This is a genomic window from Arthrobacter sp. 05N428_2, from assembly GCF_056397065.1.
The window spans coordinates 1-20148 of record NZ_JBFTMR010000021.1 but is presented as its reverse complement, the minus strand read 5'-3'; the positions used below and the strand labels follow the sequence as shown (position 1 = coordinate 20148).

Sequence of the window (20148 nt, the reverse complement as noted above, 5' to 3'; positions counted from 1 at the left end):
GGGGCGGCTACTTCGCCGGGTTATGGGTGCCGATCGGCACCAGGGTCAGATCCGGGTGGTTCTTCTCGATCCGGCGCAGCGCCCAGACGTCGTTGAACAAGGCCAGGTACTCGCCGTCGGAGCGCAGCAGCACCTCGGCGCCGGGCACGTTCGCCAGCACGGGCATGGCATCCGCCGTCGTAATCCGCGCCAGCGAGTAGGGCAGCCGCTCAAGCCGCATCGGGGCGCTGAAATCGTGCGCCATCCGGTCTTCTACCACCTCGAACTGCATCGGGCCGACGGCGGCCAGCACGGGAGCCTGATCGCCGCGGATGTCGGAGCGGAGCACCTGGATGACACCCTCGTGTTCGAGCTGTTCGATGCCGCGGCGGAACTGCTTGAACCGGCTGGGGTCCTTGGAGCGGGCCACCTGGAAGTGTTCGGGGGCGAACAGCGGGATGGCGGGGAACTCCACCGGCTGTTCCAGGAACAGGCTGTCCCCGACGCGGAGCGAGGAGGCGTTTACGAGGCCCACGACGTCGCCCGGGAAGGCTTCGTCGATCACCTCGCGTTCGCGGCCGAACACCTGTTGGGCGTACTTCGTGGCGAAGGACTTCCCGGTCCGGCCCTGCGTGACCACCATGCCGCGTTCGAAGACGCCGGAACACACCCGGATGAACGCCACATGGTCACGGTGGGCCTTGTTCATGCCGGCCTGGACCTTGAAAACGAACCCGGCAAACGGGGCGTCAACGGGGCGTGCGGCGCCGTCGACGTCGGGCCGCGGGGCGGCGGGCGGCGCGAAGTCCACGAGCGCATCGAGGATTTCCTTCACGCCGAAGTTCAGCGCGGCGGAGCTGAACAGGATCGGCGTCGCCTTGCCGGCGTGGAAGGCGTCGACGTCAAACGTGAGGTTGGATTCGATCACGAGTCCGGCCTCGTCCACGGCGTTGGACCAGTCCGCGCCCTGGCTCGCGGCAGCCTGCTCCGGCGTGAAGTACTCGGTGAGGGCGATGTTGGCGCCCGCGTTGTTGCGCTTGAACTGGGCGAAGCGGTCATTGCGCAGGTCCCAGACGCCGCGGAAGTCACCGGAGATGCCCACCGCCCAGGTCAGGGGCATGGGCTGCAGGCCGGTGCGTTCGGTGATCTCATCCATCAGGGCCAGGGCGTCCAGGCCGGGCCGGTCCCACTTGTTGATCACGGTGATGATGGGCAGGTTCCGCTGCTTGCAGACCTCGAAGAGCTTCATGGTCTGGGTTTCCAGGCCCTTGGCGGCATCCACGAGCATCACGGCGCAGTCGACGGCGGCCAGGACGCGGTAGGTGTCCTCGGAGAAGTCCGCGTGGCCGGGGGTGTCCAGCAGGTTGATGACCGTGTCCCGGTAGGAGAACTGCAGCGCCGCGGAGCTGATCGAGATGCCGCGGTCCTTTTCCATCTGCATCCAGTCCGAGACGGTTTCCTTGCGGTTGGCCTTGCCGCTGGACGCGCCGGCGGTGCCGATCACCTTGGCGTGCAGGGCGAGGGCCTCGGTGAGCGTGGACTTGCCGGCGTCGGGGTGGGAGATGACTGCGAAGGTCCGGCGTCGGGCAGCCTGCTGGTGAATCTTGTGGACTCGGGCGGGGCTGTGGACTTCTTGAGACACGGTGCTACTTTCGCTGCGGCTTTGGACGGGTCACGGCGCGGAGAGCCCGCGGTACACCCAAGGCTCCAAGTTTATCGCAGGCAGCGACGCGGCCGGGTTGGCGCCGGTGCTGCGGCTCAAAATGCAGTTTGAGGGAGGCCGCGAGTTGCCGCTTGAGAGGTGCCGCCCGGCGGTTTGGAATGGGCCACTTTGACCCTTGACTGTGCGGAAACCGGCCGCCCGTGCCCCTATGATGGTGCTTACGGGAAACCGGGCACTTTTGTTCTTGCCGGCGATCGATGAAAACCGGCGTACTTGCGGGCAGCGGCCTGCACCTTTGAAGGGAAAACCCATGGCTCGGAGCCCCGAAGATGCACTTAAGGCGACGCTGGCCAGGGTGGCACCGGGGACCGCGCTGCGGGACGGGCTGGAGCGCATCCTCCGCGGACGCACCGGCGCCCTGATCGTGCTGGGCATCGACCGGACCATCGAATCCATCTGCTCGGGCGGCTTCGAAATCGGGATCGACTTCTCCCCCACACGTTTGCGGGAACTGGCCAAGATGGACGGTGCGATTGTCTGTGACAAGGATGCGAGCAACATCCTGCGCGCCGGCGTGCAGCTGGTCCCCGATTCCAGCATCGACACCCAGGAGACCGGCACCCGGCACCGGACCGCGGAACGCGTCGCGATCCAGACCGGCGTGCCGGTCATTTCCGTGAGCCAGTCCATGCAGATCATCGCGCTATACGTCAACGGCCTGCGCCACACCCTGGAAGGTTCGGAGAAGGTCCTGGCCCGCGCCAACCAGGCCCTCGCCACCCTGGAGCGGTACCGTTCGCGCCTGGACCAGGTGACCAGTTCGCTGTCCGCCCTGGAGATCGAGGCCATGGTGACCGTGCGGGATGTGGCCGTGACGCTGCAACGCCAGGAGATGGTCCGGCGCATCTCGGAGGAAATCTCCCAGTATGTGCTGGAACTGGGCGAGGACGGCCGCCTGCTCTCACTCCAGCTGGACGAACTTACGGTGGGCCGCGGACCGGGCAGCGACGTGATCATCCGTGACTACTCCGGGCCCAGTGCCAGCGCCGCGGACATCGATAAGGCCGTCAAGGCCCTCGTGAACCTCGGGCCGACCGAGCTTATCGATTTGGGCAAGATCGCGGGCATCGTCGGCTTTGCCGGCGGCGAGGCGAACCTTGACGCCGTCGTCCAGCCGCGCGGCTACCGCCTGCTCTCGGGTCTCAAGGCCGTGCCGAAGGCCGTTGCGGACCGCCTGGTGGACCACTTTGGCGGGTTGCAGTTCCTGATGGCGGCCACCATCGATGACCTGATGACCGTGGACGGCATCGGCGACCAGCGGGCCCGGACCGTCCGCGAAGGCCTGAGCCGGATGGCCGAGGCCAGCCTGCTGGACCGGTTCCTCTAAGGCCCGGCCGGCTTCCCCGTCGGTTGCTCCGTAACGGCCCTTTTGGGCCCGCTAAAGGGCACCTGTGGAGCAATCGATGGTGCAAATGGACGGGGGTCAGCCGAGCTGGAAGATCGCCTTGGGGCTCGTCTTGCTTCCCAGCCGGGCGGTGAAGACGTAGGTCCCTACGGCAGGCTTGGCCGCGATCGGGGCGCATCCCTGCACCGTACGGTTGCGGTCCCACGGAAAGTTCGCCGTCTCGCTCTGGCCGGGGGGAATCGTCTTCACCAGGTCGCTGCTTTCCGACTGGCAGTCCACGGACGAGAAGATCCGGTCCGTGCCGCTCGTGACCATGTACTCCATCTGCGAGGTCCCGAGGTTGACTTCGCACGGCACCCGGTTCCCGTTGGTGACCTTGAGGGTTAGCAGCGGATTCTCCCCCGCGGCGTAGGCGGCCTTGTCGGTGGCGGCCGCGACGGTCAGGAGCTTGTCGTCGCAGCCCGTGGTCGGGCTCGGCGAGTCGGCGGCCGAGGCCGAGGGGCTCGCCGAGGGGCTCGCGGACTGGCTGGGGGCCGGGGTGCTGCCCGGCAGTTCCTGCTGCGGGGTTTCGCTGCCCGTGGCCGCCGGGCCGGCGCCGTTGATTGCGGCGGAGATTGCGGCGAAGCCGCCCACGGCGAGGGCGAGCACCAACAGCAGGATGGCGCCGACGAAGAGCCGGCGGCGTCGATAAACCGGGTTGACGGGTTTCCGGGCCGGTCTTCCCGTGGTCCTCGCCTTGGCGGACGGCCGCTGTCCCGAGCCGTGCGTTCCTGATTTGCCTTGCCTGACCATCCTTCTAGGCTAGAGAACACGGCGGGATATGCAGTCCCACCACGCCGCGGGCCGGACTATGCTCCTGATCTCTATTAGGCTGATTCGATCAAAGCCTTAGCCGATTCCCCCGCCCTCCCGGCCGTTGCGGCGGTCCCGCTCGCCGAACTGCAAACTGCCCTGGACTCCTGGTTCGATGAAACCGCCCGCGACCTGCCGTGGCGCGCCGCCGACTGCTCCGCCTGGGGCGTGCTGGTCAGCGAAGTCATGCTGCAGCAGACCCCGGTGGTGCGGGTGCTGCCCGTGTGGTTGGACTGGCTGCGGCGCTGGCCTGCCCCGGCTGACCTGGCCAGGGAACCCGCCGGCGAGGCGGTCCGGTCCTGGGGCAGGCTGGGCTATCCGCGGCGGGCGCTCCGGCTGCACGCTGCCGCGGCGGCGATCGTCAACCAGCACAACGGCCAGGTTCCCGGCAACTACCCCGAACTGCTCGAACTCCCCGGCGTCGGCAGCTACACGGCGGCCGCCGTCGCCGCCTTTGCCTTCGGCCGCCGGGAGACGGTGGTGGACACCAACATCCGCAGGGTCCACGCCCGGCTCATCGCCGGTGCCGCGCTGCCGGCGCCCGCCCTGACGGCCGGCGAGATGCGGCTGGCGGCGCAGTTGCTGCCCAACGACGGCGCCGCCTCGGTGCGCTGGAACGCCGCCGTGATGGAGTTGGGGGCCCTCGTCTGCACGGCCCGGGCGCCGAAGTGCGGCGACTGTCCCGTCCGCGGCGCGTGCGCGTGGCTTGCCGCCGGCGAACCTCCTCCGACCTACACGCCCAAGGGGCAGGCCTGGCACGGGACGGACCGGCAGGTGCGCGGAGCCGTGATGGCAGTCCTGCGGGCGGCCGAGTCGCCGGTGGCCCGCGAATTTCTCGAGCGCGCACCGGCTGACCTGGGATTCGAGGCCGCCGGGATCGGCGTCCCGCTCGCGGCGCTGCACCGGTTGAACTCGGCGCCGGAGCAGCTGGAACGCGCCGTCGCCGGGTTGCTCAGCGACGGCCTGGCCGAACTGGACCCGGCCGGGCTGCGGCTTCCGGGCTGAGCCGCTTAGGGCTCCCCGAAGCCGGCCTTGACCAGGCTGCCGAGGTAGTCCAGGGCCTTGGCCGCGTCCGGGCCGCTGGCTTCGATGTGCAGCACAGTCCCTTTGCCGGCGCCGAGCATCATGAGCTCGGTCATGGAGGCCCCGTCGACGCCGTTGATGGTGACGTCCACTTCCATTCCGGCCAGGCCGCCGGCAATCTTCGCGGCCGGCCGGGCGTGCATGCCTGCCTGGTTGACGAGTTCGAAGTCGCCAGTAGCGTCCGGCGGCTGCCGGTGCTCGTGTTCGGGTCCGTGCGGGTGGGCCGGGGGCCGGTACACGGCTTCGGCCGCTTCCTTCACGGTCCCGGCGTCGGCCCCCGTCTGGGCGGAAACCGCAGCGGCGACGAGCCCTTCGATCAGCGGGGCGTCGGCCAGTTGGATGGACTCCGGAGCGGCGGCAAATTCCATTGCGGACTCCGCGGTCATCACGGCGGACCCAAGATCGGTCAGCACGACGACGCCGTTTCCCCCGGCCGCCCGTTCCAGCGCGGCCATCACCTTCTCCAGGCTGGTTCCGATCCTGCCGTCGTCGGTGCCGCCGGCGGCGATGATCACGACGTCGGGTGCCATTTGCGCGGCGAGTTCAACGGCGCCGTCGGCGATCTTTTCGCTGTGCGAGACGACGACGAGCCCGACTGTCATTCGGCGGCCACCGCGGCGGCACGCAGGATCAGGGCGCTGGAGACCGCTCCCGGGTCGCGGTGGCCGATGCTGCGCTCCCCCAGGTAGCTTGCGCGGCCCTTGCGGGCGAGCATCGGATCGGTGGACACCGCGCCGGCCTCGGCCGCCTCGGCGGCGGCGGTCAAGACCTTGCTGACATCGCCGTCGCCTGCAGCGGCGGCGGCGGCGTCAACGGCGGGGGTCCAGGCGTCCACCATCGTCTTGTCCCCGGATTCGGCCTTGCCGCGCGCCACGATGCCGTCGCGGGCTGCCTGCAGGGCGGTGGCCAGGGTGGCGGCGTCGATGTCGCTGACCTCTCCGAGCGCCGTCGCGGCACGCAGGAAGGCTGTTCCGTACAAAGGCCCGGCGGCGCCGCCCACCTTCGACATCAGGGTCATGGCGGTGAGCTTCAGCGCCGCGCCCGCTGTTTCCGGCGGGGTTTCGGTGAGCTTGTCCATCACGGCCTTGAAGCCGCGGTCCATGTTCTCGCCGTGGTCGGAGTCCCCGATCGGCCGGTCCAGGTCGATGAGCTCAACCCGGTGCTCGGCCATGGCCTCCGCGGACAGCGTCAGCCACCGCACCGCCCAGTCGACGCCCAGCCCCACGTTCAGACGCCCCAGCGGAGGGCCGGCGTGTGGACGGGCGCGTCCCAGAGCCCGGTCATTTCGTCGTCCAGGCGCAGGACGGTGATGGAGCAGCCCTGCATCTCGAGGGAGGTGATGTAGTTGCCCACCAGCGAGCGCGCCACGGTGACCCCCTGGTCCGCGAGCCGCTGCGCGGCCCGGCGGTACACGATGTACAGCTCGCTCTGCGGCGTGCCGCCCATGCCGTTGACGAACAGCAGGACCTTGTCCCCGGAGGCGAGGCCGAGGTCGCTGACGACGGGGTCCAGCAGCCGGTCCGTGATCCCGTCGGCGGGTTCCATCGGGATCTTGTGCCGGCCGGGCTCGCCGTGAATGCCGATGCCGATCTCGATCTCGTTGTCCTCGAGCTCAAAGCTCGGCACGCCGGCGTGCGGGACGGTGCAGGCGGTCAGGGCAACGCCCATGCTGCGGACGTTCTGGTTGACGCGGTCGCCGATGGCCGCGACGGCGTCGAGGCTGTCGCCGCGCTCGGCGGCCGCGCCCGCGATCTTTTCGACCAGGACGGTTCCCGCCACGCCGCGGCGGCCCGCCGTGTAGAGCGAGTCCTGGACGGCGACGTCGTCGTTGACGAGCACCGTGCGGACCTCCACCCCCTCGGCCTGGGCCAGCTCGGCGGCGGTCTCGAAGTTCAGCACGTCGCCGGTGTAGTTCTTCACGATGTGCACGACGCCGGCGCCGGTGTTCACCGCGAGGGTCGCCGGCAGGATCTGGTCCGGGGTGGGCGAGGTGAACACTGCGCCGGGCACCGCGGCGTCGAGCATGCCCATCCCGACGTAGCCGCCGTGCAGGGGTTCGTGGCCGCTGCCGCCGCCGGAGACGAGTCCAACCTTGCCTGCCACCGGGGCGTCCTTGCGGACGATGAATTTGGGGTCCGGGTGGACGGTCACAAGGTCGGCGTGTGCAAGCCCGAACCCTTCCACTGACTCGTCGACCACGGCCCTGGGATCGTTGATGAGTTTCTTCATGGCTGTGCTCCCTGGATGGTGTCCTGGCTGCTTGCTTAGACCCTACTACCGGGGCCCGGCCAGCGGTAGGCTCCGGGTTACAGGGCCCGGATCATCCGGGTGTTGCCCAGGGTATTGGGCTTGACCCGGGCGAGGTCCAGGAATTCCGCGACGCCTTCATCATGCGAGCGCAGGAGCTCGGAGTACACCACCGGGTCCACCGCGGTCTGGTCCGCCATCACCTCGAAGCCGTGTTTACGGAAGAAGTCCACCTCGAAGGTCAGGCAAAAGACGCGGGAGATGCCCAGCGCCGTCGCGTCTTCCAGCAGCCGCTCCACCAGTTGGTGCCCCACGCCCTTGCCGCGCCAGGCATCCGCGGTGGCCAGGGTGCGCACCTCGGCCAGGTCCTCCCACATCACGTGCAGCGCCCCGCAGCCGACCACCTCCCCGTTGCCGTCCTCGGCGATCCGGAACTCCTGGAGGCTTTCGTAGTACGCGACGGTTTCCTTGGCCATCAGGATCCGCTGCTCGGCCAGGGGCGCCACCAGGGTCTTGATGGCACCGACGTCGCTGGTGCGGGCAGGGCGGATGCGGATCGTCTCAGTCACAGCCCAATCCTACGGCGCGGCCCTGTAACGGCCCGGACCGGGACCCAACTGACTCGCACCTGTTGTCGTTTTGAGGGCTCAAAACGACAACTACTGCGAGCTAGTTGGGAGGGGCGCCGGGCGGGATCAGAGGCCCAGCTCGTCCGGGACCGGGAGATCCTTGTCCAGCAGGTTCTTGGCGAGGAAGTGCTCGACGACGCCGTACCAGACCTTGGCGTGCTGCGGCTGCAGGATCCAGTGGTTCTCGTCCGGGAAGTAGAGGAACCGGTGGTCGGTCTCGCCGTTCTCGTCGGCGGCCAGCTGGGACTTGGAGAGCAGCTCGTACCAGAGCCGGAGCCCCTCCCCGATCGGCACCCGGTAGTCCTTGTCGCCGTGGATGACCAGCATGGGCGTGCGGATGTTCTCCACGTGCCGGTGCGGGGAGTTCGCCGCGGCCATCTCGGCCGTCATTTCCTTGAGCCAGTACTGCGCGGCGTCAGTGGTCGGGCCGAACTGGTCCAGGGCCCAAAGGCTCGCGTGCGTGACGATCGCCTTGAACCGGTCCGTGTGGCCGGCCACCCAGTTCGCCATGTAGCCGCCGAAGGAACCGCCCATCGCCGCTGTGCGCGTCTCGTCGATGTCCGGCCGGCGGACGACGACGTCGGTGATCGCCATCAGGTCCTGGAAGGGGGCGTTGCCCCACTCGCCCCAGCCTCGCTGGATGTGGTTCTGGCCGTAGCCGGTGGACAGGGCCGGGTCCGGGAGCAGCACGGCATAGCCGCGGGCCACCAGCAGCCACGGGTTCCAGCGCCAGGTCCAGGCGTTCCAGGAGCCCAGCGGGCCGCCGTGGATCCAGAGCAGCAGCGGGGCCGGGTTGCCGGCCGAGGCGCCCTCCGGCAGGGCCAGGTAGCCGGGGACCCGCTCGCCGCCGACCGACGCCGTCTCCACCCGCTCGAGCACGCCGCGGTAGGCGGGGCGCTCGGCAGGAGCCGGCAGCCGGGTGACCCCGCCGCTGGACAGGTCGATCCGCACCGCTTCCGCGGGGAACTCGTAGGAGCTGCGGAGCGCGTAGGCGCTGCGGCCGTCCGGGGCGACGGCGACGTCGGTGTACGCAGCCGAGTCTGCGGTCAGCCGGACCGGACCGGCCTCCGCGCCCGCAGTGCCGGGCACGCCAACCCGGAACACCGGCGACGCCCCGTCCTCGTCCGCTGTCACGAGCAGGGCCGATCCGTCCGGCAGCCAGGCGGCGGGCCGCGGCCAGCGGTCCCAGCCAGGTGCGAGCGGCGTCAGCGCGGCCCCGCCGTCGGCCGAGACATCCAGCAGATGCAGACCGATCCGGGGCGCCTGCTCGGGCGTCGTATCGGACTCGCTCAGCACCGCGAGGGTGCGGCCGTCGGGACTGACCGGGCCGGGGAAATAGCTCATGCCCTCGGTGTCGAGCAGGACCCGGCGGGTGCCGGCGGCGACGTCGACGGCCACCAGCACGGTCCGGGAGTCGGCGTTCGCCAGGGGCCGGGTGAAGCTGCTGTATAGGGTCTTCCCGTCCGGGCTGACGACAGTTTCGGCCTCGCGGAGCCCGTTACCGGCGTCGGGGGTCAGGTTGCGCAGCCTGACCGGCGGGACGGCGTCGACGGTCACCGGCTTGCCCGGTTCCGGTTCAGCACCGGGCTCGACGGCGAACAGCCGCGGCTGCGCGGGCCCCAGGTCGGCGTCCCAATAGCGCACCGGGTAGCCGCTGTGCAGGATCGCGGCGACTTTGTTGTCCTGGCGCGCCTTGCGGCGTTCCTCGTCGTTGTCCTCGTCAGTGGAGCCCGCGAGCACGGAGGCCGAAACGAACAAGGCATCGGCGTCCTTCGCGGCCAGCAGGCCGCCAACGCCGCCGGCGCGGGAAAGCGCCACGCGGGCCTCACCGCCGTCGGGCGGTAGAACCCAGAGCGCGTTGACCGGATCGGCATCCGGGCTTTCGGGGTCCGGCCGCGCCGAGGTGAAGTACAGGCTGCCGTCCGCCGCGAACACGGCCCCGGCTTCGCCCTTGGCACTGCGGGTGATCCGCCGGGCCTGCTTCTTCCCCTCGGGGTCCAGTTCCCACAGCGCGGTGCTGTACTCGGTGCCCTTGTCGTTGAGCGTGGCCACGGTGGTGACAAGCCTGCCGCCGTCTGGGCTCAGCGCCAGCCCGCTCACCCGCGGGATGGCCAGATAATGGTCCAGATCGTGGAACGGGGTGTCGGGGTGTTCGCCCAGGGTCTGCGTGTCGGTGGAAGCCATCCCCCGATTCAACACCTCCAGTGGGCCGGATCACACCCCGTTCACTCTGAGTGAAACACTGCTTTCAGAAAAAGCCGTGCTCCGGAGTCGCAGCGGACTATCAGGGACGGTTGGCATGATGGATGCATGAACCCTGAAAAGTCCCTGCCCCGACGTTCCCTCCTGCTCGGCGCCGGCGCCATGGGTTGCGGCGCACTGGGCCTCTCGGCCTGCTCCGTTGCCCCGATCGAGTCCCCGGCTTCGACTGCCGCAGCCGGACCCTCTGTTCCGGCCGGCACCGCGGTCAGGGTCGGCAAGCTCACGGACGTTAAGGTTGGCTCTACCGCGACCGGGACGGTCAACGGCAAAGCGGTGGTCATCTTCCGGCCGGACGACAAGACGGTCCTGGCGTATGACGCCGCCTGCACGCACGCCGGCTGCCCGGTGGCGCCGTCCGGCGCGGACTTCACCTGCCCGTGCCACGGTTCCTCGTTCAAGGGATCCGACGGCAGCGTGCTCAACGGTCCGGCCCGGACGCCCCTGGGCAGGCTCACCGCGGCGGTCGACGGCGAGTGGATCACAGTTACTGCCTGATCCGCCGTCGTACCCGCACGACAAAGGCGCCGGCCGCCTCCTTGAGGGAAGCGGCCGGCGCCTTTGTATTTTCGGCGTTCTAGCGGCAGGCGCCTAGACGCTCGGCGCGATTTCCGGAATGCGGGGCTTGGCGTTCCCGGCGAAGGTGAACTTCGCAGCGTCGCCTTCGCCTTCCACGTCCACCACCACGATGTCGCCGGAGTGCAGCTCACCGAACAGGATCTTTTCGGAGAGCTGGTCCTCGATCTCGCGCTGGATGGTGCGGCGCAGCGGCCGGGCACCCATCGCGGGGTCGTAGCCGCGGGTGGCCAGCAGCACCTTGGCCGCGGGCGTGAGCTCGATGCCCATGTCCTTGTCCTTGAGGCGCTTCTCCAGGCGGTTGACGAACAGGTCCACGATCTCGATGATCTCGTCCTGGGTCAGCTGCGGGAAGACCACCACGTCGTCGACGCGGTTCAGGAACTCGGGGCGGAAGTGCTGCTTCAGCTCCTCCGTGACCCGGGCGCGCATCCGGTTGTAGCCGGTCTGCGTGTCCGTGCCGGACTGGAAGCCCGTCGCTACGCTCTTGGAGATGTCCCGGGTACCGAGGTTGGTGGTCATGATGATCACCGTGTTCTTGAAGTCCACCACCCGGCCCTGGGAGTCGGTCAGGCGGCCGTCTTCCAGGATCTGCAGCAGCGAGTTGAAGAGGTCCGCGTGGGCCTTTTCCACTTCATCGAACAGGACCACGGAGAACGGACGACGCCGGACCTTCTCGGTCAGCTGGCCGCCCTCCTCGTAGCCCACGTAACCCGGAGGGGCACCGAAGAGCCGCGAGACGGTGTGCTTCTCTGAGTACTCGGACATGTCCAGCGTGATCAGCGCGTCTTCCTCGCCGAACAGGAACTCCGCGAGGGCCTTGGCCAGTTCGGTCTTGCCGACGCCGGTGGGGCCGGCGAAGATGAACGAACCGCCCGGGCGCTTCGGGTCCTTCAGGCCGGCACGGGTGCGGCGGATCGCCTGGGACAGGGCCTTGATGGCCTCGTCCTGGCCGACCACACGCTTGTGCAGCTCGTCTTCCATCTTCAGCAGGCGCGAGGACTCCTCCTCGGTCAGCTTGAAGACCGGAATGCCGGTGGAGTTCGCCAACACCTCGGCGATGAGATCCTCATCCACCTCGGAGATGTCGTCCATGCCGCCGGTCTTCCACTGGCGTTCCTTCTCGGCGCGCTCGGCAATGAGCTTCTGCTCCTTGTCGCGCAGCGAGGCGGCACCTTCGAAGTCCTGCGCGTCGATCGCGGATTCCTTCTCCAGCTTCATGGCCGAGATCTTCTCGTCCAGGATTTTGAGCTCCGGCGGGGCGGTCATGCGCCGGATGCGCAGCCGGGCACCGGCTTCGTCAATCAGGTCAATCGCCTTGTCCGGCAGGAAACGGTCCGAGATGTAGCGTTCGGAGAGGCTGGCCGCCGAGGCGAGGGCGCCGTCGGTGATGGTGACGCGGTGGTGCGCTTCGTAGCGGTCACGCAGGCCCTTGAGGATCTCGATCGCGTCGGCGACCGAAGGTTCCTTGACCTGGATCGGCTGGAACCGGCGCTCCAGGGCGGCATCCTTCTCGATGTGCTTGCGGTACTCGTCCAGCGTGGTGGCACCGATGGTCTGGAGCTCGCCGCGGGCGAGCATGGGCTTCAGGATCGAGGCCGCATCGATCGCACCTTCGGCAGCGCCGGCACCCACCAGGGTGTGGATCTCGTCGATGAAGAGGATGATGTCGCCGCGGGTGCGGATCTCCTTGAGGACCTTTTTCAGCCGCTCTTCGAAGTCACCGCGGTAGCGGGAACCGGCCACCAGGGACCCGAGGTCCAGGGTGTACAGCTGCTTGTCCTTGATGGTCTCCGGCACGTCTCCGCGGACGATCGCCTGGGCCAGGCCCTCCACGACGGCGGTCTTGCCGACGCCGGGCTCGCCGATCAGCACCGGGTTGTTCTTGGTGCGGCGGGAAAGGACCTGCATGACGCGTTCCATTTCCTGCTCGCGCCCGATCACCGGGTCCAGCTTGTTTTCCCGCGCGGCCTGGGTCAGGTTCCGGCCGAACTGGTCGAGGACGACCGAGCCGGCCGGGGTGCCTTCGGCCTGGCCGGGGCCAACGCCTGCGCCGGAAGATTCCTTGCCCTGGTAGCCGGAGAGCAGCTGGATGACCTGCTGGCGGACCCGGTTCAGGTCCGCTCCCAGCTTCACCAGCACCTGGGCTGCCACACCTTCACCCTCGCGGATGAGACCGAGCAGGATGTGCTCGGTGCCGATGTAGTTATGTCCCAGCTGCAGGGCTTCGCGCAGCGAGAGCTCCAGCACCTTCTTGGCACGCGGGGTGAAGGGGATGTGGCCGGACGGGGCCTGCTGGCCCTGGCCGATAATCTCCTGCACCTGCTCGCGGACGCCGTCGAGCGAGATGCTCAAGGACTCGAGGGCCTTGGCGGCAACACCTTCACCCTCATGGATCAGACCCAAGAGGATGTGCTCGGTACCGATGTAATTGTGGTTCAGCATGCGTGCCTCTTCTTGGGCAAGCACAACTACGCGACGGGCACGGTCCGTAAATCGCTCAAACATTTCGCCACACTCCTAGCTACGACGTACTTTGATGCTACGTGGCGGAGTTCCAGATTTGTGGCTTGTTCGCCATGGGGGAAACCGAGCCCGCGGCAGGCTCCGTTCGGCGGGCCCCGGCAGCGCCGTCCGGCGGCCAGGCCAGGGGCCGCCCCGTTCCGGCTCTGGCCCGCCCCGTCCCGGCTCTGGTGCGCCCCGACCGGAATGAAACGTGTCGTTCCCGTTCAAACCGGACCGAATCCGGCTGCGCGGCGCCCCCGCACCGCGCCCGCACCGGGGTATGACAATGCCCCCGCCGGAGAGGCGGGGGCATTGTCTAACAGCGCATCCGGCTGTCACGCTTCAGGGCGGCGAAACTAGGAATTCGCCTTTTGGTAGGCTTCCTGGATTTCAGCCTGGATACGGCCGCGGCTGTTTACCGCGTAGCCGTTGTCCCGGGCCCATTGACGGATCTGTGCCGAGTCCTGATTGCGGCCGGTCGAAACTTTAGTCCGGGTGGCCCGGCCGCTTGATGTCTTGCGTGCGTGGGCGACGTACCGCTCTAGCGCCGAGCGGAGTTCCGACGCATTGCCGGATGACAGGTCAATTTCATAACTGACGCCGTCCAGGCCAAATCGGACAGTTTCGTCCGCGGATCCCCCATCCAGATCATCCACGAGGATGATTTTGACTTTCTGTGCCATAAAGGTTCTCTTTTCAAATGGATGAGAATTTAGAAAAGCAGGATGTATCTATAGAAAGTATCCATCCTATTACGGCTGCGAGTCAAAGCGTAAAGCCCCTTCCAAGTCAATTCACAGGAAAGAATAGCCCGCTATTAGCGTTGTTCGGGCTAATGCCCGTTCCCCGGACCCGGGTTCTGCTCCTGGCCGCGGGCTGCCGCGTCCGCCTGCGCGCGCGCTTCGGCCTGGCGCTCGGATTTGTCGGCATTGAAGATCGCCTTCATGGCGAACCAGAAGATGAGTCCGACCACGACGGACGGCAGTAGGACGGCAATGTAATCCATGATCAGTGTCCTTCGGGCTTCAGCAAGGGGAAGAGGATGGTTTCGCGAATACCGGCGCCGGTGAAGAGCATGACGAGCCGGTCAATGCCCAACCCGATGCCGCCCATCGGCGGGGCCCCGTATTCGAGGGCGCGGAGGAAGTCTTCGTCGAGCTGCATGGCTTCGACGTCGCCGGCGGCCGACCGGCGGGACTGTTCGGTGAGGCGTTCGCGCTGGATGACCGGGTCGATCAGTTCGGAGAACGCGGTGCCGCGCTCCATTCCGCCGATAATCAGGTCCCACGCCTCGATCAGCCGGTCGTCCTCGCGGTGCTGGCGTGCCAGCGGCTGCGCGGAGGGCGGGTAGTCGTAGACAAAGGTGGGGTTGAGCAGTGTCGGTTCGACCAGTTCACCGAAGAGTTCCACCACCAGCTTTTCGGCGTCCCAGCCGGCGTCGACCTTGACCTCATGCTTGGCGGCGAGGGCCAGCAGCTCCGAGGCAGGGGTTTCCGGAGTGATTTCCTGGCCCACGAAGTCGGAGAGGCCCGGGTACACGGCCATCCAGGCCCAGTCGCCGTCGAGGTTGATTTCACCGGCTTCGGTCTGCAGCACGCGGCCCACACCGGCTGCGTCGGCGGCGTCGAGGATGATCTCCTTGATCCTGTCCGCCATGACGAACTGGTCCGCCCAGGCCTCGTAGCTCTCCAGGGTGGTGAATTCGGGGCTGTGTGTCGAGTCGACGCCCTCGTTGCGGAAGACGCGGCCCATGTCGTAGACCCGGTCGATCCCGCCCACCACGGTTCGCTTCAGGTACAGCTCGGTGGCGATGCGCAGCGTCATCTTCTGGTCGAAGGCGTTCATGTGCGTCTCGAAGGGACGGGCCGTGGCACCGCCGTGCACCAGCTGCAGCATCGGGGTTTCCACCTCGACGTAGCCCTGGCGGTGCAGGGTCTCGCGGATGGAACGGGTGATCGCGGCGCGGGTGTAGACCATTTCGCGGGCCTCGTCGCGGACGATCAGATCCACGTAGCGCTGGCGGACCCGGGTTTCCTCGTTGAGCTCGGCGTGCAGCACGGGCAGCGGCCGCAGCGCCTTGGAGGCCATGGCCCAGGACTCGGCCATCACGGAGAGTTCGCCGCGGCGGGAGGAGATGACCTCGCCCTTGATGAAGACATGGTCGCCCAGGTCAACAAGCGACTTCCAGTCCGCGAGCGCTTCCTCACCGATATTGGCCAGGCTGAGCATGACCTGCAGCCGCACGGCTTTGCCGTCCGGGCCGCCCTCCTGGAGGGTCGCGAAGCACAGCTTGCCGGTGTTGCGGATGAAGACGATCCGGCCGGTCACGCCGACGATGTCGCCGGTGGTCTCGTCGGCCTCGAGGTGGGAGTACTTTTCGCGGATTTCGGTCAGCGAATGCGTGCGCTCAACCCCCACCGGGTACGCCTCGATGCCACGTTCGATCAGCTTGGCGCGCTTCTCCATGCGGACCAGCGTCTGCTCGCTGGCGTCGGAGTGCTCGGCGGCGTTATTCGGGGCGGAGGAGTTTTGGGAAGTCACAATCCCCAAGTTTACCGGGGATTCTGCCGCCGCCGGTCCGGCAGTTGCGGGAATAGACCGGGAATAGACTCACAGCTATGGAGACGTGGACGATTCGGACCGACGACGGCGAGGGGCACCTCGAGCTACACACGTTCCGTCCGGCGCCGGGAAAGCAGCCCGGCCCGGCGGCGGCGCCCGGCGGCGTCGTCGTCGTGCATGGGACGCTGGTCACCGATGCCTTGTACCATTCCTTCGCCCGGACCCTGGGCCGGCTGCTGGGCCGCCCGGTGCACTGCTACAACCGCCGCGGCCGGGCCGGGTCCTCGCCGCAGCCGCCCGAGTACTCGGCTGCGACGGAGGTGGACGACCTGGCCGCCGTGCTGCGGCACACCGCTTCCACGGACGTCGTCGCGCACAGCTACGGCGGGTTCGTGGCGTTGCAGGCCGCCCGCAGCGTGCCGATCCGCCGCGTAGTGACCTACGATGCCGCCGTCTCCCTGGCCGGGAACCTCACCAGCCGCTGGCGCCCGGAGCTGGAACGCTCGGTGGCGGCCGGGGAGCTGGACCATGCATGGGCCCTGCTGGTCCAGGGGCTGGAGACCGCGGGGCCGGTGTCAAAGTTGCCGCTCGGCGCCCTGCGCATGCTCAGCATTCTCTCGGCCCGGACCACCCTGGGCGCACAGATGCGGGAGCTGCTGCCCACGGCCGTCGCGGAGATGCGCGCCGTACTCGACGCCGACGCCGAGCTCGCCGACTTCGCCCGCGTCACCACACCGACGCTGATGCTCACCGGCGGCTGGAGTCCGGACTATTTCGCCGACACCGGGAAGCAGCTCGCGGCGGCGGTCCCGGCGATCGAGTTCGCCGTGGTGCCGGGCCAGCTGCACGAAGGACCGATCCGGCCCGGCAACCGCAGGCTGGCCCTGGTTGCTGCACGGTTCCTGCTCGACGACGGCGACAGGCCGGCGCGGCTCGGGGTCCGCCGCCGGCTGCGGCTGGGCCGCTGACTTCTGGCACTAGAATCGGGGGCGACCGATGTCGAAAGGACACCCTTGGCCAAGCTCTACTTCCGCTACGGCGCGATGAACTCCGGCAAATCAACGGGCCTGCTGCAGGCCGCGTTCAATTATGAGGAGCGCGGCCAGAGGGTGCTGCTCGCCAAGCCGGACATCGACACGAAGGGCGACGCCGACGTCGTGTCCCGGCTGGGGATGACCCGCTCGGTGGACTTCCTGATTCCCGCCGGAGCCTCCGCCCGGGAGCTGTTCCTGGCCCACGCCCACGGTGATGACCCCGATGCCCTGCTGCAGCACGTGGACACGCCGCCCGTGGCCTGCCTGTTAGTCGATGAGGCCCAGTTCCTTGAGCCGCAGCAGGTGGACGACCTGTTCCGGATCGCAGTCCTGGACAACGTGCCCGTGCTCGCCTACGGCATCCGTTCCGACTTCCGCACGCGCGCGTTCCCCGGTTCGCTCCGGCTGCTCGAGATTGCGCACACCCTCGAGGAGCTCAAGACCATCTGCCGGTGCGGCCGCAAGGCCATCTTCAACACCCGCCGGATCGGCGAGCAGGTGGTATTCGACGGCGAGCAGGTAGCCATCGACGGGCAGGACGCCTGGTACGAGTCGCTCTGCGGGTCCTGCTACCTCGAGGTCTCCGGCGGCCGGCTGGGCAGCTAGCGGCCGCCCGCTGTGCGGTTCCGGGCGCCTCGGATAGGCTCGGAGCATGACCCGCGAGAACATCAAAACCCCCGACGGCGGCACCCTTGAGCTTTTCAGCACGGGCGCGGAACTGGCCGCGGCGGGGTCCGGCGTCGTCGTCGTGGCTGCCTCGATGGTGACGGCCGCCGACTACACCCGCTTCGCGCAGAAGCTCAGCGCCGCCCTGGGCCGGCCGGTCCACACGTTTAACCGGCGCGGCCGCGGCTCGTCGTCGCCGCAGCCGGAGGACTACACGCTGGACGTGGATATCCGCGACCTTGACGCCGTAATGAAGCACACCGCCAGCACCGACGTCTTCGGGCACAGTTTCGGCGGCGCCGTGGCGTTGCACGCAGCCCGCACCCTCCCGGTGGAACGGCTGGCCGTGTACGACCCGGCCGTGTCGGTGAACCACAGTGTCACGGCCGACTGGACCGCCGAATACGAACGCCTGACCGCCGCGGGTGACGACGACCGCGCCCTCGCCGTGCTGGTCCGCGGCCTCGAGACCGGCAGTGCGTTGTCCCGGATGCCGTTATCCATGCTGACCCTGGCGAACAAGCTCACCGCCGGCACGCCCGTGGGCAAGCAGTTGCGGGAGCTCATGCAGACCGGAGTCCGCGAAATCAAGGCGATCATCGCCGCCGACATGCCCGCCGAACCGTTCCTGGAGCTGCCGCTCGAGACACTCATCATCGTGGGCGAGAAGAGCCCGGCGTACTTCGGCGTCGCCTGCGGCCAGATCCACGACGTACTCTCCGGCTCCAGCTACCGGATCCTGCCGGGGATGGGCCACGACGGTGTCAACAAGGCCCCGGACAAGCTCATCTCCGAGCTCAGCGAGTTCTTCGCCGGCTAAGGTGCCAGCCAACCGGCACCACGTCCGGGGGCACTTTGCCAGGGATTTCGACGCGGGCGGGACTGGTTAGCGGCGTGTCCGTGTCAATGTGCCCCCGGGCGGCCGGAACGTAGGTCAGTGGCCTGCGTGGCCGGCCGCGCCGTCGGTCTTCCGCATCAGCAAGGACAGCACGACGGCGGCGAGCGCTATCGCGGCCGCGGTCAGGAACGCCGCGTGCATGCCGGCGACGATTCCGGCGCCGGCCGAGACCACCGCGAAGATCGAAACCAGCAGCGCGGTCCCGGCCGCCCCCGCCACTTGCTGCAGGGTGCTCATGATGGCCGATCCGTGCGAGTACAGGTGCGGCGGCAGCGGGTTCAGCCCCGTGGTGAAGGCCGGCGTGAACAGCAGCGCCAGGCCCAGGCTCAGGGCCACGTGCAGCGCGATAATCCAGCCCACCGGCGTCTGGGCGTCCAGCCGGGACAACTGCCAGAGCGAAAGCACCATGAGGGATGATCCGGTCACGGTCAGCGGCAGCGGGCCGACCTTGTCGAAGAGCCGGCCGATGACCGGACCCAGCAGGCCCATGGCGAGGCCGCCCGGCAGCAGGACGAGGCCGGTTTGCAGCGATTTGAGGCCGCGGATTTCCTGCAGGTACAAGGGCAGCAGGATGACGGCGCCGAACAGGGCGATCATCGCGACCACGAGCAGCAGCACGGACACCGTGAACATCCGGAAGTTGAAGGCGCGCAGGTCCAGCAGCGGCGCGTCGGACTTCTGCAGCCTGAGCTGGCGCAGGACAAAGGCGAGCAGGGCCACGACGCCGACGGCGAGCGCCGCCAGCGCCGGGGTGGCGGGGCCTCCCCCGCCGCCGCCGATCTGGCTGAGTCCGTAGACGACGCCTCCAAAGGCCGGGACGGTCAGGATCACGGAGAGTGCGTCGAGGCGGGTCTTCTCGTTCTCGCCGATATTCCGCAGGAACCTGGCGCCGATGCCGAAGGCCAGCAGGGCGATGGGCAGGACGAAGACGAACATGAACCGCCAGGTGAAGTGCTCCAGGATCAGCCCGGAGACCGTCGGGCCCATGGCCGGGGCCACCGAGATCGCGATGCTCACGTTGCCCATCACGGCGCCGCGGCGTGAGACGGGGACCAGGGTGAGGATGGTGGTCATCAGCAGCGGCAGCATGATCGCGGTGCCGCCGGCCTGGACGATTCTGGCCAGCAGCAGGACTTCAAAACCCGGTGCGAGGGCTGCCAGCAGGGTGCCCCCGGAGAACAGGCCCATGGCCAGCATGAAGACGGCCCGGGTGGAAAGCCGCTGCAGGATGAAGCCGGTGGTGGGAATCACCACGGCCATGGTCAGCATGAAGCCGGTGGACAGCCACTGCACGGTGGGCGCATCGACCCCCAGATCCACCATTAGCCGCTGCAAGGCGACGTTCATGATGGTCTCGTTCAGGATCACCACGAAGGTGGCCACCAGCAGGGTCGCGATGATGGCGACGGACTCCCTGGACAGCTTTTCCGGTGCCGCGGTGGCGGGGTCAACCCTGGTCTGCGCAGGGTCGCGGTTGGCGGTTCGCGAGATGTCTGTAGCCATGGGTTTCCCTCAGGGAGTTCGGGGCGGGTTCCGGCGCATCAGTGCTGCCTCAGATTCCAACCGTCGGCGCTGCGGAGTAATTCCCATTGCTCCGGCAGTCCTGCCAGAAAAGCTTGGACGCTCCCGCAGTTCCGGCGAGAACCCTCTACGTCAGGCTGGTTGTGAGTCAGTCAGTGATTGAAGAGGAGCAGGAGTAGCCATGACTGTTGGTCCGCGAGGTATTAGCCGCGATGAGATTCGAGAATTGGTGCATCAGTATTACGTGCAGCCGTACGGGACGAGGAAGG

Annotated in this window: 18 protein-coding genes; 6 read left to right on the top strand and 12 right to left on the bottom strand. The window is 68.1% G+C overall.

Annotation, left to right across the window (positions count from 1 at the left end):
* Positions 1-7 precede the first annotated feature (7 nt).
* Positions 8-1621 (bottom strand): peptide chain release factor 3, encoded by a 1614-nt coding sequence (locus tag AC1DGI_RS16600; protein ID WP_476899617.1) that lies wholly within the window; start codon positions 1619-1621, stop codon positions 8-10.
* Between the two features lie 331 nt (positions 1622-1952).
* Here AC1DGI_RS16600 and disA point away from each other — a divergent pair, with 331 nt between their 5' ends.
* Positions 1953-3029 carry a DNA integrity scanning diadenylate cyclase DisA gene (disA, locus tag AC1DGI_RS16595; protein ID WP_441401693.1) on the top strand — a complete coding sequence of 359 codons (1077 nt, stop codon included), beginning with the start codon at positions 1953-1955 and terminating at the stop codon, positions 3027-3029.
* A 96-nt stretch (positions 3030-3125) separates the two neighbouring features.
* Here the strand turns inward: disA and AC1DGI_RS16590 are convergent, their stop codons facing one another.
* On the bottom strand, positions 3126-3839 hold the full coding sequence (locus AC1DGI_RS16590) for a hypothetical protein (RefSeq protein WP_476899616.1): 714 nt from the start codon (positions 3837-3839) through the stop codon (positions 3126-3128).
* 228 nt (positions 3840-4067) lie between these two features.
* Between AC1DGI_RS16590 and AC1DGI_RS16585 the strand changes: the two genes are divergently transcribed.
* Positions 4068-4904 carry an A/G-specific adenine glycosylase gene (locus AC1DGI_RS16585; protein ID WP_476899615.1) on the top strand — a complete coding sequence of 279 codons (837 nt, stop codon included), beginning with the start codon at positions 4068-4070 and terminating at the stop codon, positions 4902-4904.
* A gap of 5 nt (positions 4905-4909) precedes the next feature.
* Here the strand turns inward: AC1DGI_RS16585 and dhaM are convergent, their stop codons facing one another.
* From dhaM to AC1DGI_RS16560, 5 genes are all read right to left on the bottom strand, one after another.
* Positions 4910-5584, bottom strand: coding sequence for a dihydroxyacetone kinase phosphoryl donor subunit DhaM (dhaM, locus tag AC1DGI_RS16580; protein ID WP_476899614.1), 675 nt, complete (start codon positions 5582-5584; stop codon positions 4910-4912).
* Entirely contained in the window at positions 5581-6207 is a 627-nt protein-coding gene (gene dhaL / locus AC1DGI_RS16575) for a dihydroxyacetone kinase subunit DhaL (RefSeq protein WP_476899613.1), read from the bottom strand. Before dhaL ends, dhaM begins: the two co-directional genes overlap by 4 nt.
* Before the next feature lie 2 nt (positions 6208-6209).
* Positions 6210-7211: a dihydroxyacetone kinase subunit DhaK gene (dhaK, locus tag AC1DGI_RS16570; protein ID WP_476899612.1), complete on the bottom strand. Its 1002-nt coding sequence runs from the start codon at positions 7209-7211 to the stop codon at positions 6210-6212.
* A 77-nt stretch (positions 7212-7288) separates the two neighbouring features.
* Complete coding sequence (locus tag AC1DGI_RS16565) at positions 7289-7798, bottom strand: amino-acid N-acetyltransferase (RefSeq protein ID WP_476899611.1); 510 nt, start codon at positions 7796-7798, stop codon at positions 7289-7291.
* A 126-nt stretch (positions 7799-7924) separates the two neighbouring features.
* Positions 7925-10042, bottom strand: a complete 2118-nt coding sequence (locus AC1DGI_RS16560; protein WP_476899610.1) for a S9 family peptidase — start codon at positions 10040-10042, stop codon at positions 7925-7927.
* Positions 10043-10168: 126 nt separating this feature from the next.
* On the opposite strand from AC1DGI_RS16560, the gene AC1DGI_RS16555 reads away from it, so the two are divergent.
* Positions 10169-10615: a QcrA and Rieske domain-containing protein gene (locus AC1DGI_RS16555; RefSeq protein ID WP_476899609.1), complete on the top strand. Its 447-nt coding sequence runs from the start codon at positions 10169-10171 to the stop codon at positions 10613-10615.
* Between the two features lie 93 nt (positions 10616-10708).
* Here the strand turns inward: AC1DGI_RS16555 and AC1DGI_RS16550 are convergent, their stop codons facing one another.
* The 4 genes from AC1DGI_RS16550 to lysS all read right to left on the bottom strand — a co-directional run bounded on the left by AC1DGI_RS16550 (position 10709) and on the right by lysS (position 15739).
* Positions 10709-13201: an ATP-dependent Clp protease ATP-binding subunit gene (locus AC1DGI_RS16550; protein WP_476899608.1), complete on the bottom strand. Its 2493-nt coding sequence runs from the start codon at positions 13199-13201 to the stop codon at positions 10709-10711.
* Between the two features lie 353 nt (positions 13202-13554).
* Complete coding sequence (locus AC1DGI_RS16545) at positions 13555-13881, bottom strand: histone-like nucleoid-structuring protein Lsr2 (RefSeq protein ID WP_441400024.1); 327 nt, start codon at positions 13879-13881, stop codon at positions 13555-13557.
* Between the two features lie 149 nt (positions 13882-14030).
* Complete coding sequence (locus AC1DGI_RS16540; protein WP_441400022.1) at positions 14031-14204, bottom strand: hypothetical protein; 174 nt, start codon at positions 14202-14204, stop codon at positions 14031-14033.
* 2 nt (positions 14205-14206) lie between these two features.
* Positions 14207-15739, bottom strand: coding sequence for a lysine--tRNA ligase (gene lysS / locus AC1DGI_RS16535; protein ID WP_441400020.1), 1533 nt, complete (start codon positions 15737-15739; stop codon positions 14207-14209).
* A 77-nt stretch (positions 15740-15816) separates the two neighbouring features.
* Between lysS and AC1DGI_RS16530 the strand changes: the two genes are divergently transcribed.
* Genes AC1DGI_RS16530 through AC1DGI_RS16520 form a run of 3 tightly spaced genes read left to right on the top strand, consistent with a single transcriptional unit; the run spans position 15817 to position 18280 of the window.
* Positions 15817-16728 carry an alpha/beta fold hydrolase gene (locus AC1DGI_RS16530; protein ID WP_476899607.1) on the top strand — a complete coding sequence of 304 codons (912 nt, stop codon included), beginning with the start codon at positions 15817-15819 and terminating at the stop codon, positions 16726-16728.
* Positions 16729-16773: 45 nt separating this feature from the next.
* Positions 16774-17400 carry a thymidine kinase gene (locus AC1DGI_RS16525; protein ID WP_476899606.1) on the top strand — a complete coding sequence of 209 codons (627 nt, stop codon included), beginning with the start codon at positions 16774-16776 and terminating at the stop codon, positions 17398-17400.
* A 46-nt stretch (positions 17401-17446) separates the two neighbouring features.
* On the top strand, positions 17447-18280 hold the full coding sequence (locus AC1DGI_RS16520; protein ID WP_441400014.1) for an alpha/beta fold hydrolase: 834 nt from the start codon (positions 17447-17449) through the stop codon (positions 18278-18280).
* 114 nt (positions 18281-18394) lie between these two features.
* On the opposite strand, the gene AC1DGI_RS16515 is transcribed toward AC1DGI_RS16520, so the two are convergent.
* Entirely contained in the window at positions 18395-19861 is a 1467-nt protein-coding gene (locus AC1DGI_RS16515; RefSeq protein WP_476899605.1) for a DHA2 family efflux MFS transporter permease subunit, read from the bottom strand.
* Between the last annotated feature and the right edge of the window lie 287 nt (positions 19862-20148).